At 45.7% G+C, this 14,495-nt stretch carries 11 protein-coding genes and 10 tRNA genes; all 21 read left to right on the top strand.

Features of this window, described 5'->3' with window-relative positions:
- Positions 1-208 precede the first annotated feature (208 nt).
- The 21 genes from AC3CH3_RS12890 to luxS all read left to right on the top strand — a co-directional run bounded on the left by AC3CH3_RS12890 (position 209) and on the right by luxS (position 14,476).
- Positions 209-1,390: an aspartate kinase gene (locus AC3CH3_RS12890; protein ID WP_488538178.1), complete on the top strand. Its 1,182-nt coding sequence runs from the start codon at positions 209-211 to the stop codon at positions 1,388-1,390.
- Between the two features lie 92 nt (positions 1,391-1,482).
- Positions 1,483-1,680 (top strand): carbon storage regulator CsrA, encoded by a 198-nt coding sequence (csrA, locus tag AC3CH3_RS12885; RefSeq protein ID WP_004415691.1) that lies wholly within the window; start codon positions 1,483-1,485, stop codon positions 1,678-1,680.
- 473 nt (positions 1,681-2,153) lie between these two features.
- Positions 2,154-2,246 (top strand) — tRNA-Ser (locus AC3CH3_RS12880).
- 43 nt (positions 2,247-2,289) lie between these two features.
- Positions 2,290-2,366, top strand: a tRNA-Arg gene (locus AC3CH3_RS12875).
- 44 nt (positions 2,367-2,410) lie between these two features.
- Positions 2,411-2,503: transfer RNA gene (locus tag AC3CH3_RS12870), tRNA-Ser, on the top strand.
- 89 nt (positions 2,504-2,592) lie between these two features.
- Positions 2,593-2,669, top strand: a tRNA-Arg gene (locus tag AC3CH3_RS12865).
- Between the two features lie 67 nt (positions 2,670-2,736).
- Positions 2,737-2,813, top strand: a tRNA-Arg gene (locus AC3CH3_RS12860).
- A gap of 80 nt (positions 2,814-2,893) precedes the next feature.
- Positions 2,894-2,970 (top strand) — tRNA-Arg (locus AC3CH3_RS12855).
- A gap of 79 nt (positions 2,971-3,049) precedes the next feature.
- Positions 3,050-3,126, top strand: a tRNA-Arg gene (locus AC3CH3_RS12850).
- Positions 3,127-3,184: 58 nt separating this feature from the next.
- Positions 3,185-3,261 (top strand) — tRNA-Arg (locus AC3CH3_RS12845).
- A gap of 57 nt (positions 3,262-3,318) precedes the next feature.
- Positions 3,319-3,395: transfer RNA gene (locus AC3CH3_RS12840), tRNA-Arg, on the top strand.
- A gap of 81 nt (positions 3,396-3,476) precedes the next feature.
- Positions 3,477-3,553, top strand: a tRNA-Arg gene (locus tag AC3CH3_RS12835).
- Between the two features lie 375 nt (positions 3,554-3,928).
- Entirely contained in the window at positions 3,929-4,186 is a 258-nt protein-coding gene (locus AC3CH3_RS12830; protein WP_004741884.1) for an oxaloacetate decarboxylase subunit gamma, read from the top strand.
- A 31-nt stretch (positions 4,187-4,217) separates the two neighbouring features.
- Entirely contained in the window at positions 4,218-6,002 is a 1,785-nt protein-coding gene (gene oadA / locus AC3CH3_RS12825) for a sodium-extruding oxaloacetate decarboxylase subunit alpha (protein WP_029405682.1), read from the top strand.
- A gap of 9 nt (positions 6,003-6,011) precedes the next feature.
- Entirely contained in the window at positions 6,012-7,142 is a 1,131-nt protein-coding gene (locus tag AC3CH3_RS12820; RefSeq protein WP_019825842.1) for a sodium ion-translocating decarboxylase subunit beta, read from the top strand.
- Positions 7,143-7,314: 172 nt separating this feature from the next.
- Positions 7,315-8,268: an NADP-dependent oxidoreductase gene (locus AC3CH3_RS12815; protein WP_029405683.1), complete on the top strand. Its 954-nt coding sequence runs from the start codon at positions 7,315-7,317 to the stop codon at positions 8,266-8,268.
- Positions 8,269-8,274: 6 nt separating this feature from the next.
- The gene (locus tag AC3CH3_RS12810; RefSeq protein WP_488537294.1) at positions 8,275-8,736 is read left to right on the top strand and encodes a YqaA family protein; all 462 of its coding nucleotides are present in this window, start codon (positions 8,275-8,277) and stop codon (positions 8,734-8,736) included.
- Positions 8,737-8,745: 9 nt separating this feature from the next.
- Positions 8,746-11,604 carry a M16 family metallopeptidase gene (locus AC3CH3_RS12805; RefSeq protein ID WP_488537293.1) on the top strand — a complete coding sequence of 953 codons (2,859 nt, stop codon included), beginning with the start codon at positions 8,746-8,748 and terminating at the stop codon, positions 11,602-11,604.
- Between the two features lie 99 nt (positions 11,605-11,703).
- On the top strand, positions 11,704-13,272 hold the full coding sequence (gshA, locus tag AC3CH3_RS12800; protein ID WP_102433040.1) for a glutamate--cysteine ligase: 1,569 nt from the start codon (positions 11,704-11,706) through the stop codon (positions 13,270-13,272).
- 10 nt (positions 13,273-13,282) lie between these two features.
- Complete coding sequence (locus AC3CH3_RS12795; RefSeq protein ID WP_488537292.1) at positions 13,283-13,933, top strand: transglycosylase SLT domain-containing protein; 651 nt, start codon at positions 13,283-13,285, stop codon at positions 13,931-13,933.
- 24 nt (positions 13,934-13,957) lie between these two features.
- Complete coding sequence (gene luxS / locus AC3CH3_RS12790) at positions 13,958-14,476, top strand: S-ribosylhomocysteine lyase (protein WP_017056597.1); 519 nt, start codon at positions 13,958-13,960, stop codon at positions 14,474-14,476.
- Positions 14,477-14,495: the final 19 nt, after the last annotated feature.

Below are 14,495 nucleotides of genomic sequence, written 5' to 3'. Positions count from 1 at the left end.
GATACAAAGATGCCCAATCAGTTGATTGGGCATCTTTTATTTTGCCTATTGGAAGCGTGTTTAAACAAGGTTTGATTGAGATTAACCAAGAAGTCTAATGGTGGCGTTAGACTCCTTGGTTAATTTTTTATTGCTTCGCCCTGACGCGGAGTATGTGTTTTTTTGTCATATATAGACATTGGTCTTGGGAAGGTGAGGACGGGTGAAAATGCCTCTTATCGTGCAGAAATTTGGTGGAACGTCGGTGGGTTCAATTGAACGAATCCATCATGTAGCAGAAAAAATCATTGAAGCGAAAAATGAAGGGAACCAGATTGTGGTTGTCGTTTCTGCTATGTCAGGTGAAACAAATCGGTTGGTTAACTTAGCCACACAAGTTGATAGCGTACCAAACGCTAGAGAACTGGATGTGCTGTTAACGGCTGGCGAGCAAGTTTCCATGGCCTTGTTAGCAATGACGTTACACAAGTTAGGTTATGAAGCGACATCGATGACTGGCTATCAAGCCAAGATACACACGGATTCTAATCATAATAATGCAGCGATTGAGCGTATTGATACTGCCCCGATTCAAGCACTGTTAGATGACAACCAGATTGTCATTGTTGCAGGCTTTCAAGGATTCAATGCGAAAGGCGATATCACAACATTAGGTCGCGGTGGTTCAGATACTACAGCGGTAGCGCTTGCGGGTGCCTTACAGGCGAAAGAATGCCAGATCTATACTGATGTAGATGGTGTTTACTCTTGTGATCCTAGAGTCGTGAAGCAATCTCAAAAATTAGATACTTTAGACTTCCCTTCTATGGAAGAGATGGCTCGCCGAGGCGCTAAGGTACTGCACCTTCCTTGTGTTCAATATGCATGGCAGCACAACGTGCCATTGCGAGTGCTTTCAAGCTTTGAACAAGGCGAGGGCACATTGATCGCGGGTAATCAGTGTTTGAATGATATTGCTGGCATCGCCATCCAAAGAGATATGGTACGTATCGAGTGTTTGAATGAAGATTTACCGTCTTTCATTTCACATTGCCAACTGTTGGGGATCGAAGTCTGTAGTGTGATCGAGGAAACAGAACGGGCAGCACTCATTATTAAACAAGACATAAGTGCCAAATTAAAACTAGTTTTTGCTGAGAAAATCCGTAATAGTGAACAGGTTAGTTTGTTAACTGTGGTAGGAAGCCGAACACAAGAAATTGTGGTCAGTTCACATGGATTGTTGTCTGAAGGCGAAATTGATGTACAGCATCACTTATTGCAGCAGCAGTCTTTAACTTTGGTGATAGCACCAACGCAAGTCGATATGGCTGCTAACATATTACACAATGCATACATCGTAGCGCGTGAAACACAGGGTTATCCTAAAAAAGAAGTGCATTTTGGTTAAATAAACTCAATCGATAGTTTACGAAAATATAACTTTTGTTGGATAATGCTCTCGTAGCTAGATAAATTTAGAGATTACTCAAGGAGCAAAGAATGCTAATTTTGACTCGCCGCGTTGGCGAAACACTGATGATTGGTGATGAAGTAACAGTTACTGTACTAGGCGTTAAAGGTAACCAAGTACGTATCGGTGTTAACGCACCTAAAGAAGTATCTGTTCACCGTGAAGAGATCTACATGCGCATTCAAGCTGAAAAAGGTAATGGTAACGTTGCATCTGGCAACTACTAATACTTTTGCGTAGAGAAGAGGCTAGCATTGTTGCTAGCCTTTTTTGATCTTGGGGAACCGAAACACTGATTGGGACATAGATAGGTTGGATAACGGATCGGTCTCAAAGTGGTGAAGTGAATGCTTTGTGATGTTGTGAGATACAGACAAGGTTGAACAGAACGGTTGCTCTGTATTTTGTTTGGCAAAACTCAGATTTATTAGCTTCCCCTATGGCGCAAATACGCATCCCGTAGTATTGTGCCATCAGCGGTAGCACTTGCTGCTGGAGAAATTAGATAATTGTTTTCGGCTGTTTATTATTGCCAATCTTTCACCTTAATTTTTAAGGGAAAAAGCGCGATTTGAATCTTATAAGTTCAATTTGCAAGCGCTTTGATTAAATAGCAAACGGTTGAGTGTTTTTGTCCAATTTTTTTCAATAAAGTGTTTGACATATTTTCGGTAAAACGTAATATGTGCCTCCGCAAGACGGTGAGGTGGCCGAGAGGCCGAAGGCGCTCCCCTGCTAAGGGAGTATGTGGTTTGTAGCTGCATCGAGGGTTCGAATCCCTCCCTCACCGCCATTTCTTGCGAGTCTAAAATTAGCAATTTAGACAATGTAAATGTGCGTCCTTAGCTCAGCTGGATAGAGTACCTGGCTACGAACCAGGCGGTCGGAGGTTCGAATCCTCCAGGACGCGCCATTCTCTCTTCTCTTACTTGTAAGTGATTTGAGAATAATGAATTAGGTGAGGTGGCCGAGTGGCCGAAGGCGCTCCCCTGCTAAGGGAGTATGTGGTTTGTAGCTGCATCGAGGGTTCGAATCCCTCCCTCACCGCCATTCATTACAGGCCGATGGCCTTTTTTTTTCTTCGTAGCAAGAAGAATGTGATATATTTCACAACTTCATTCTTAATGAATGAACACCGTGCGTCCTTAGCTCAGCTGGATAGAGTACCTGGCTACGAACCAGGCGGTCGGAGGTTCGAATCCTCCAGGACGCGCCACTATTTAAGGGTTTATTTCTTTTAAGAATGAAAGTCCTTGTATTGACTAAGTTGATACTAAAACCGTGCGCTCTTAGCTCAGCTGGATAGAGTACCTGGCTACGAACCAGGCGGTCGGAGGTTCGAATCCTCCAGAGCGCGCCACTATTTAGGGTTTAGTTCTTATAAGAATGTGAATCCTGATATTGATAAATCGTTCGTCGAGAATTAATATCAAAAATCGTGCGTCCTTAGCTCAGCTGGATAGAGTACCTGGCTACGAACCAGGCGGTCGGAGGTTCGAATCCTCCAGGACGCGCCACTATTTAGGGCTTCTTTCTTATAAGAACAGAAATCCTTGTGTTGAGTTGTTGTTTACAGCGAATTGATACTTAAACCGTGCGCTCTTAGCTCAGCTGGATAGAGTACCTGGCTACGAACCAGGCGGTCGGAGGTTCGAATCCTCCAGAGCGCGCCACTATTTAGGGTTTCTTTTATGAACCCCTGATGTTGGGAATACCGATATCGAAAACTGCGCGTCCTTAGCTCAGCTGGATAGAGTACCTGGCTACGAACCAGGCGGTCGGAGGTTCGAATCCTCCAGGACGCGCCACTCTTTAGGGTTTCCTTGTGAACTCCTGATATTGGAAATACTGATATCGAAAACCGTGCGTCCTTAGCTCAGCTGGATAGAGTACCTGGCTACGAACCAGGCGGTCGGAGGTTCGAATCCTCCAGGACGCGCCACTATTTAGGGCTTCTTTCTTATAAGAATGAAATCCTTATATTGCTTTGTTGTTAGTAACAATGAATTGATATTAAAACCGTGCGCTCTTAGCTCAGCTGGATAGAGTACCTGGCTACGAACCAGGCGGTCGGAGGTTCGAATCCTCCAGAGCGCGCCACATTATTAAAAAAAGCCTCGTTTATACGAGGCTTTTTTTATGTCTGCTGTAAATTTGTTGCGATAATGTTAAATTTGTTCGTTGTTTAACTTGTTGTATTTAAAGTGGTTCTTGATTACTTCTTTGTTATTCCACCTTTCTCATATCAATTCCCAGAAAAGTCCCGTTTAAGTCACAGTTTAAATATCTAAAAATGACGTATTTGACAGATTTATGTGATCTGATAGGCGAATAATTAACCTTATGTGTGCGTTATCCGTAACAGAACCTTAAACAAAATTGACAAACTTTTACCAATCGAGATAATCCATGGGTCGGGATCACTATTCGCTGAAATCCTGTACGTATGTCAGGATGACGAAGAAAGGAAGCAACATGACTAATATTGGAAGCCTGCTAGGAGATGCGGCGACTCTAATGATAACGGGGATGTCCGTTGTCTTTATTTTCCTAACTATTCTAGTTTACCTCGTTCGGTTGATGTCAAAACTGGTACCAGAAGAAGTACCAGAGCCGATCGCAGCACCTAAAAAAATTCAAAAATCACAATCAAACCCTTCAGCTGTTAGTCCACAGGTAGTGGCAGCAATTTCGGCCGCGGTTCATCAATACCGTGCGTCTACTGCTAAGTAGCATTTAAAGGATTAAAAAGGAGTTTATGAGCATGTCTAAACCACTAGCTATCACAGATGTGGTACTTCGTGACGCGCACCAGTCACTATTTGCTACTCGTATGCGTATCGAAGATATGCTGCCAATTGCGGCAGAACTGGATAAAGTCGGTTACTGGTCACTTGAGACTTGGGGCGGCGCGACGTTTGATTCGTGTATCCGTTTTCTTGGCGAGGATCCATGGGAGCGTTTGCGTGAGCTGAAAAAAGCGATGCCAAACACACCAATGCAGATGCTACTGCGTGGTCAAAACCTATTGGGCTACCGTCATTACGCGGATGATGTAGTTGAAAAATTTGTTGAACGTGCCCATAAAAACGGCATGGACGTATTCCGTATCTTTGATGCGATGAATGACGTACGTAACTTTGAAAAAGCAGTGAAAGCAACGATCGACGTTGGTGGCCACGCTCAAGGTACGTTGTCTTACACAACCAGTCCGGTCCACAACTCAGATACTTGGGTTGATTTGGCTAAGCGTCTAGAGGACCTAGGTTGTCACTCACTATGTATCAAAGATATGTCAGGCTTATTAAAGCCTTATGAAGCGGAAGAGTTAATTACACGTATCAAAGCATCGTGTGACGTTCCTCTAGCGCTGCATAGTCACGCGACAACCGGTCTATCGACTGCAACAGCGGTTAAAGCCGTTGAAGCGGGTATCGACATTCTAGACACCGCTATCTCTTCAATGAGCTGTACTTACGGCCATACGCCAACTGAAACGGTTGTTGCGATGTTAGAAGGTACAGAGCGCGACACGAATCTCAAACTAGACCAAATCGAACCAATCGCAGCTTACTTCCGTGATGTACGTAAGAAGTACGCGAAATGGGAAGGTCAGCTAAAAGGCGTCGATTCTCGCATCCTGATCGCTCAAGTTCCTGGCGGCATGTTAACTAACATGGAAGGCCAGCTTAAAGAGCAAGGCGCAGCCGATCGTATGGATGAAGTTCTAGAAGAGATCCCACGCGTACGTAAAGAGCTTGGTTATATTCCTTTGGTAACACCAACTTCTCAAATTGTCGGTACTCAAGCGGTTATTAACGTGCTAACGGGTGAGCGCTATAAGAGCATCACCAAAGAAACTGCCGGTCTGCTGAAAGGCGAATACGGCCAAGCACCTGCGGAAGTAGATGCTGAACTGCAAGCGAAAGTTCTGGATGGTGCAGAGCCAATCACTTGTCGCCCTGCTGACTTGCTCAAGTCAGAAATGGATACGCTGACTACGGATCTTTTAGAGAAAGCGAAATCAGAAGGGATTTCTCTAGCTGAAGATACAGTAGACGATGTCCTGACTTACGCACTCTTCCCACAAGTGGGTCTTAAGTTTCTTAAGAACCGTCGTAACCCTGAAGCATTTGAACCAGCACCAACGGTAGAAGTTGCGACTCCAGTTGCTGCAGCTCCGGCTCCTGTGTCTGGTGGCATCGAAAGCTACAGCGTGAAGGTGGATGGTCAAGTTTACGATGTCGAGGTTGGCCCACAAGGTGAACTAACATCTGTTGCGCCATCAGCAAAACCTGCTCAAGCGGCTCAGGCTGCACCTGTAGCAGCTTCTGACGCTGAAGCGGTTCCAGCCCCATTGGCGGGTAACATCTTCAAAGTAAATGTTCAGGCGGGTGCTGAGGTTGCTGAAGGCGACGTTCTGCTTATCCTAGAAGCGATGAAGATGGAAACGGAAGTTCGTGCTGCTCGTGGTGGTATCGTTCAAGAACTGAATGTTAAAGAAGGCGATGCAGTTACTGTAGGCGCTCCACTACTAAGCTTAGCGTAAGGGAGTACCATGGAAGGATTGATGACCTTATGGTCTGAAACAGGGATTGCTAACTTCGAGTTCGGCCAGATCTGTATGATGCTGGTCGGTTGCTTGCTGTTGTTTTTAGCAATTCGTAAAGGATTTGAACCGTTACTTCTACTACCGATTGGTTTTGGTGCTGTATTAGCAAACATCCCAAATGCTGGGTTTACTGATCCCGGTGGTTTACTGTACTACGTTTACTACATTGGTATTGAAACGGGTATTTTCCCACTGCTGATCTTTATGGGTGTTGGTGCGATGACGGACTTCGGTGCGTTGATTGCGAACCCTAAAACATTGTGGCTAGGGGCTGCGGCTCAGTTCGGTATCTTTGCAACGCTATTTGGCGCGATCTTGTTGAACTATGTTCCAGGAATGGAGTTCTCGATGGCCGATGCTTCGTCAATTGCGATCATTGGTGGTGCCGATGGCCCAACTGCGATCTTCTTGGCGAGCAAGTTATCTCCGGATCTTTTAGGTGCCATTGCCGTAGCGGCTTATAGCTACATGGCATTGGTTCCTATTATTCAGCCACCAATCATGAAAGCGTTAACGTCTCCTGAAGAGCGTAAGATTAAGATGGCTCAACTTCGTCACGTTAGCAAAGCAGAGAAGATCCTCTTCCCGCTTGCTGTACTGCTGATGACGATTTTGTTCCTACCTTCAGCAACACCTCTAGTGGGTATGTTCTGTCTGGGTAACTTGATGCGTGAAGCGGGTGTGGTTGATCGCCTATCGAAAACAGCGCAAAACGAACTGATTAACGTTGTGACTATTTTCCTTGGTCTCGGTGTTGGTTCTAAGCTTCAAGCGGATACTTTCTTGAACTTAGAGACTCTGGGTATTCTTGGCTTAGGTGCGGTCGCGTTCAGTATTGGTACTGCGGGTGGTGTATTGATGGCGAAGGTTCTAAACCGCTTCTCGAAAGAGGACATCAACCCATTGATTGGTGCAGCTGGCGTATCAGCGGTTCCAATGGCGGCACGTGTTGTGAACAAGGTAGGTCTTGAAGCAAACCCTCAGAACTTCTTGTTGATGCATGCAATGGGCCCGAACGTAGCAGGTGTACTTGGTAGTGCGGTTGCGGCGGGTATTCTATTAGCGCTAGTCGGTTAATGGATTACTTAGGTCATGTATCGTTACGTTAATTGGTCGTCAATTTACGAATGAGCGGTTAACTTAGCCTTATTAAATGGTTTATAGTCAAAGGGATGCTTTCGCATCCCTTTCTTTTTATTAATTAGGGTGCTTGCTCACTAGGGCTTTTATCAATCAAGGAAATGTGGAAATGGAAAATAAACAGATTGCGATTACTCAATTCGGCGGCGTCGAAAACCTTAGTATTCAAACCAGTGCTATTCCTGAGCCTAAGGCTGGAGAAGTGGTGGTTAAAGTTTCCTTTTCGGGCATTAATCCGATTGATGTGAAAACCCGAGCTGGCCTTGGTTGGGCAGCAGCACAAAACAAAGACAACCTCCCTTGGGTGCCGGGATACGATATTTCCGGTCAAATTGTCACGCTAGGCGATCAAGCTGAACGTTTTACCGTTGGTGATAACGTGGCAGGCTTTATTGGTTTCCCACTGCAAGGTGGCGGCTACAGCCAATATGTATGTGTTCCAGAAGCGGCACTCAGCATGGTTCCTGATTCTGTCACCTTAGAAGCGGCAGCGGCATTACCACTTGCTAGCCAAACAGCAGCACAAGCACTTAATAAAGCCGAAGTGAAAGAAGGCGATCGCGTGCTTATTTTAGCGGGCGCGGGCGGCGTGGGTCACCTTGCAGTTCAAATTGCAGTGGCAGCAAAAGCCGAGGTTTACACCACCTGCAGCGAAGCTAACCTCGATTATCTTGCAACGCTAGGCGCTCATGCGATTAACTATAAGTTTGCACCAGCATCGGAGCGAGTTTCTGATGTTGATGTATTGATTGATTTGGTCGGTGGCGATACCGCTCTTGACGCATTGAAGTGTCTAAAAGATGGTGCGCGAGTAGTGACAGTGCCAACCTTATCTGCAGAACTTATCTGTGAGAAAGCAACACTATTGGGCTTTACGGCATCAGGTATGTTGGTTGAGCCAAACCCTGAGCAAATGGACACTATGCTGTACATGGTTAGTGTCGGATTGCTCAAAACAGAAGTTCAAGGTATCTACCAGTTAGACGAGGCGCAGTCGGCTCATCTGCAGGTTGAAACCGGACACACCAGAGGCAAGGTGCTACTTAAAATGCAAGAAAGTTGATATGCAGTGCTAGAATTCTTTAACTCCCTTTTTGAAAATATTGCGCTGTGGTTCTCGGACTCAGCGCTGTGGGTACTCTTCATCAGTGGCTTCTTGAGTGCCACGTTACTACCCGGTGGTTCGGAAGCTAGCCTTGTGGCGGCTTTGAGCTTAGATCAGTTTTCAACCTCATCTATCATTTTGGTGGCGACATTAGGCAACACCTTAGGCGGCCTGACTAACTATTGGATTGGTTTGTGGTTGCCTAATCGAACTCAATCTGAAAAGCATGGTCATAAGGCTATGACTTGGCTGAGCCGTTATGGTTACTGGACACTGTTATTTAGTTGGTTACCGATAATTGGTGACCCTTTGTGTCTAGCCGCGGGTTGGCTAAGAATGAAATTCATCCCTAGCGTTATTTTGATAGCGATTGGCAAAGCTGCTCGCTATAGCTTACTTGCTGCTATCTACTTCGGTTTTTTCTAAGGAGAACCTATGAAAAAGGTTTTACTTGGTACATTTTCTCTTATCGCCATTGCTGGCTGTTCTTACAATGTACCTAGCTCAACGCCCTTCTTTTCCTCGTTACCTGAAGGTGTCACTCTGTTAGAAGAGGTTAAGCCTTCTAAAGATAAAGTGGTGATTCCTTACACCAAGTATCAGCTTGAAAACGGCCTGACAGTTATTCTTTCCCCTGATGATTCCGATCCGTTGGTGCATGTTGATGTAACTTATCACGTCGGTTCAGCACGTGAAGAGATTGGTAAGTCGGGCTTTGCTCACTTCTTTGAGCACATGATGTTCCAGGGTTCTGAGAACGTTGGTGACCAACAGCACTTTAAGATCATTACCGAAGCGGGTGGTTCGTTAAACGGCACGACCAACCGTGACCGCACCAACTACTTTGAAACTGTTCCTTCTAACCAACTTGAAAAAATGCTGTGGTTAGAATCTGACCGAATGGGCTTCTTGTTGGATGCAGTTTCTCAGAAGAAATTTGAGGTGCAAAGAGGCACGGTCAAGAACGAGCGAGCGCAGAGCTACGAAAATCGTCCTTACGGCTTGATGTGGGAACGCATGGGCGAAGCGCTTTACCCTGAAGGTCACCCTTACTCTTGGCAACCAATCGGCTATGTTGAAGATCTTGACCGTGTTGACGTGAATGATCTTAAAGCGTTCTTCCTGCGTTGGTACGGTCCAAACAATGCCGTGTTAACGATTGGTGGTGATATCGACGTTGATGACACGCTAGAGTGGGTTAACAAGTACTTTGGCCCAATCCCTCAAGGTCCTGAAGTGAAGGCGGCAGAGAAGCAACCTGCTGTTCTAACAGAAGATAAATACATCACCTTAGAAGACAATATTCGTCAGCCGATGGTGCTGGTGGGTTGGCCAACAACGTATCGCGGTGAAGAGACGCAAGCTTCACTGAATGCATTGTCTAACGTGTTAGGTTCAGGTACCAACAGTTACTTATATCAAAACCTCGTAAAAACGCAGAAGGCCGTCAGCGCTGGCTCTTTCCATGATTGTGCTGAGCTTGCTTGTACCATGTACGTGTATGCGATGGGCAACTCTGGTGAGAAAGGCGATTTGACGGTTCTCAATAAAGAGCTGATGGATACCCTAGAGCAATTCTCGAAAGAGGGCGTTGAGCAAGAGCGTTTAGACCAGATCACTGGCATGGCAGAAGCGAATGCTGTTTTCGCATTGCAAAGCGTTAAAGGTAAGGTGTCGCAACTCGCGTCGAACCAAACCTTCTATGGTCAGCCTGATCGCATTGAATCTCAACTCGATCAAATCCGAGCGGTGACGCCTGAGAGCGTAAGTCAAGCCTACCAAGATTTCATCGAAGGTAAGCACAAGGTTACCTTGAGCGTGGTTCCTAAGAAAAAGCTCGATTTAGCGGTTCGTGAGGCGACTTTTGTTACACCTCCACGTACTTTGCCTGAATACAGCAAGGTGACAGAGGACCAACTGGATTTCAGAAAGGCACCGAACGCATTTGATCGCAGCGTAATGCCAGAAGTGAACTTTGGTGTTGAGGCTACTATGCCTGAGTTGTACCGCATGCACTTTGCAAACGGCACGGATTTAATTGGTACCGTGACCAGTGAAACGCCGACAGTACAGCTACAGATTCAACTTCCAGCAGGTGAGCGTTATGTTCGCAAAGGACAAGAAGGCCTAGCGAACCTAACGGCTTCGATGATGGAAGAAGGCTCGACCAAACGAACCGTTGAAGAGTTACAGGCGACCTTAGATAAACTTGGTAGCAGCGTGAGCATTAGTGCGGGCAGCTATACCACAGATATTTCAGTCTCGACGCTAGAGAAAAATTTGCCTCAAACCTTAGCGATTGTGCAAGAGGTTCTATTCGATCCTAAGTTCGATGAGCAAGATTTCGAGCGCGTTAAGAAACAGATGCTAGAAGGCGTTGTCTATCAGCATCAGCAGCCAAGCTGGATGGCTTCTCAAGCAACCCGTGAAGTGCTGTTTGGTGACAGTATTTTTGCTCGTGCAAGTGATGGTACTAAGGAATCTCTATCGAAATTGACCTTAGACGATGTGAAAAAATTCTATGCGCAACATTACACACCAGAAGGTGCCAATATTGTTGTTGTGGGAGACATCTCGAAGAAAGAGGTAGGGAAACAGCTACAATTCTTTGAACAGTGGCAAGGCGATGCGGCACCACTAACGCGTCCACAGATCGTCAAAGAGCTTTCAGGTCAGCACCTGTATTTGGTCGACAAACCGGGTGCGCCGCAAAGCATTGTTCGCTTGGTGCGTAAAGGCCTGCCATTTGATGCGACGGGTGAATTGTATTTGAGCCAGTTAGCTAACTTTAACTTAGCGGGTAACTTCAATAGCCGTATCAACCAGAACCTGCGTGAAGACAAGGCCTACACTTACGGTGCAAGCGGTTACTTCGCAAGTACTAGAGAAACTGGCGCAGTGGTATTTAGCGCGCAGGTAAGGGCGAATGCGACGGTTCCATCGATTCAAGAGTTTATTAATGAGTTGAACGAGTTTAGTCAAAGTGGATTAACTGACGAAGAGGTGAAATTTATGCGCCTCGCCGTCGGTCAACAAGATGCGCTTAAATACGAAACGCCAAGTCAAAAGGCTGGGTTGTTGAGTAATATTGTCGCATTGAGCCTTGATGAAGATTACCTACAACAGCGTAATCAGATAGTTGAAACGGTTTCAAAAGAAACCTTAAACGAGCTATCGAAGAAATGGTTCGACCCGAATGATTATCAAATAATCGTTGTTGGTGACGCGACTTCGCTTCGCCCGCAATTAGAAAAGTTAGATATTCCAATAGAAGAGCTTGAAATCATTCGTTAGAGTACACATTAAAGGGGGAGGGAAGAGACTCTACTTTTCTCCTCCAACCTAATTTATGATAGTTCTAATCAGAACAATATAAGATAAGTGAACTGAATTTTGACTGATTTTGCTGCGCGACTAAAGCAAGTTGCAACCAACCCTAAGACCTTCTCTCAATTCGGTCGTGGTGTTGAAAGGGAAACATTACGCTACACGGAAGATGGGCACCTTGCTACTGGGCCGCACCCTGAGGCTTTGGGATCTGCGTTGATGAACGAATGGGTAACGACCGATTTCTCTGAGTCGCTACTGGAATTTATCACGCCTGTTTCTAACGATGTTCCGACGCTTTTGAATCAGTTGTCTGATATCCATCACTTCACGCAAACCAAGTTAGACGGCGAAAAGCTATGGCCGCTTTCTATGCCTTGTTACGTTGGCAGTGAAGATTACATTCAACTAGCGCAATACGGCACCTCTAACAACGGTAAGATGAAGACGCTATATCGTGAAGGCCTAAAACGTCGTTACGGTAGCTTGATGCAGATTATCTCTGGTGTTCATTTCAACTTCTCTTTCCCAGAAAGCTTTTGGGATAGCCTGTTTGGAGAGCAAACAGAAGAAGCGCGTTGTGAATCTAAGTCAGATGCTTACTTCGGTTTGATTCGTAACTACTACCGCTTTGGTTGGTTAATCCCATACTTCTTCGGTGCTTCACCTGCGCTATGTTCTTCTTTCATCAAAGGAAGGGAGACAAGTCTGCCTTTTGAAAAGATTGGCGAGACACTGTATCTACCAAAAGCAACGGCACTGCGCTTGAGCGATCTTGGTTACACTAATAGTGCGCAAAGCGTATTGAAGATTGGTTTCAACAGCCTAGACCAATACCTTGAAGGTTTGAATCAAGCGATTCGCACACCATCAGAAGAGTTCGCTGAGATTGGCACTAAGGTTGATGGTGAATACCGTCAACTCAATAGCAATGTGCTGCAAATTGAGAATGAGCTGTATGCTCCAATCCGTCCTAAGCGTGTGGCGAAGAGTGGTGAGAAACCATCTGAAGCGCTCGCTCGTGCTGGTGTTGAGTACATTGAGGTTCGTTCTTTAGACGTAAATCCATTCAGCTCAATTGGTATCAATGAGCAGCAAGTTCGCTTCTTGGACCTATTCCTTACGTGGAGTGTACTAACAGACTCTGCCGAGATGGATAACTGTGAACTTGAGTGCTGGCGCGATAACTGGAACAAGGTGATCTTAGAAGGTCGTCAGGTTGGTTTAGAGCTGCAAATCGGTTGTCATGGTGAGCGATTGTCTCTGCAAGATTGGGCGAAGCGTGTCTTTAAAGACCTACGCTCTATTGCCGAGATGATGGACGCTGAACAAGGTGGTCGTGCATATCAAGAAACCTGCGATACGCTTGAAGCTTGGATTGATAACCCAGAGCTGACCATTTCTGGCCAGTTGCTAGAAGAGACTAAGAAGTTAGGTGGCTTAGGTAAAGTGGGCTGTACGTTAGGTAAAACGTATGCAGAGCAGCACAAAGCACACCAATACAAAGTATATTCAGCTGAGTTGATGGAAGCAGAAGTTCAACGCTCTGTGACTGCTCAGCAACAAAGTGAAGAAGCAAGCACTCAAGATTTTGATAGCTTCTTAGCGGATTATTTTTCGTATTTAAAAGCATAGCGAGACTTTGGTGGAAAGGAAGCAAGCCTTATTAGGTCAGCCTACTCGTGTGAGTAGTCAATGGTTACCTGTAGTGACTGTTGGTGTTGTCTCTAGCCTATTGGTTGGATGTGCAACGCCACCGCCAAAGCAGCAAGATAATTTGTGTAGCATCTTTCTAGAACACCCTTCATGGTATGAAGATGCATTGGATATGCAAGAAGAGTGGGGCACTCCGATCAACGTTGCGATGGCTTTTGTGAAACAAGAGAGTAGCTATCGTCATGATGCGCGCCCACCCAAAGATTACATTCTTGGCTTCATTCCGTGGGGGCGTGTAAGCAGTGCCTATGGTTATGCACAAGCACAAGACCCTGCTTGGGAGGACTTCCAAAAAGCGACCAATAACGGTGGTTCAAGAACCAACTTTGATGATGCATTGATGTTCATCGGTTGGTATACCAGCGAGACGCGTCGTCAATTGGGCATCTCACTGTGGGACCCGTATAACCAATACCTGGCTTATCATGAAGGGCGTGGTGGTTATAAGCGTAAATCATACAACAGCAAACCATCTTTAATTAAGGTGGCTCGCAAAGTAGAACAACAAGCAAAAGATTATGGCTGGCAACTTAAACAGTGCCGCAAAGAACTGGAAGACAATCGAAGTTGGTTTTTCTAAAGCCAACCGTCATGGAGAAGAGCAATGCCTTTATTAGATAGTTTCACTGTTGATCACACACGCATGAACGCACCAGCCGTTCGTGTTGCTAAAACAATGCAAACCCCGAAAGGGGATACCATCACTGTGTTTGACCTGCGTTTTACTGCGCCAAACAAAGACATCCTATCTGAGAAAGGTATCCATACTCTAGAGCATCTATACGCAGGTTTCATGCGTAATCAATTGAATGGTTCAGATGTAGAGATCATCGATATCTCACCGATGGGTTGTCGTACAGGTTTCTATATGAGCCTGATTGGTACGCCTACAGAGCAACAAGTAGCTGACGGTTGGTTAGCAGCGATGCAAGACGTACTGAAAGTTGAGAACCAGAATAAGATCCCTGAGCTGAACGAATACCAATGTGGTACCGCAGCAATGCACTCATTAGATGAAGCGAAAGAGATCGCGAATGCGATCATCGCTGCAGGTATTTCTGTAAACAAGAATGATGAGTTGGCACTGCCTGAGTCTATGCTGCAAGAGCTTAAAATCGACTAATCATTTTTCACCTTGAGTG

The organism is Vibrio sp. QJM3NY_35 (assembly GCF_057785915.1).
This window is presented reverse-complemented; position numbering and strand designations above follow the sequence as displayed.

What these genes read in the sequence shown, in the direction of transcription:
- AC3CH3_RS12815 (WP_029405683.1), top strand. Translation starts at nt 7,315, where the DNA reads ATGGAAAATAAACAGATTGCGATTACTCAATTCGGCGGCGTCGAAAAC.
- AC3CH3_RS12830 (WP_004741884.1), top strand. Translation starts at nt 3,929, where the DNA reads ATGACTAATATTGGAAGCCTGCTAGGAGATGCGGCGACTCTAATGATA.
- luxS (WP_017056597.1), top strand. Translation starts at nt 13,958, where the DNA reads ATGCCTTTATTAGATAGTTTCACTGTTGATCACACACGCATGAACGCA.
- AC3CH3_RS12805 (WP_488537293.1), top strand. Translation starts at nt 8,746, where the DNA reads ATGAAAAAGGTTTTACTTGGTACATTTTCTCTTATCGCCATTGCTGGC.
- csrA (WP_004415691.1), top strand. Translation starts at nt 1,483, where the DNA reads ATGCTAATTTTGACTCGCCGCGTTGGCGAAACACTGATGATTGGTGAT.
- AC3CH3_RS12820 (WP_019825842.1), top strand. Translation starts at nt 6,012, where the DNA reads ATGGAAGGATTGATGACCTTATGGTCTGAAACAGGGATTGCTAACTTC.
- oadA (WP_029405682.1), top strand. Translation starts at nt 4,218, where the DNA reads ATGTCTAAACCACTAGCTATCACAGATGTGGTACTTCGTGACGCGCAC.
- AC3CH3_RS12890 (WP_488538178.1), top strand. Translation starts at nt 209, where the DNA reads ATGCCTCTTATCGTGCAGAAATTTGGTGGAACGTCGGTGGGTTCAATT.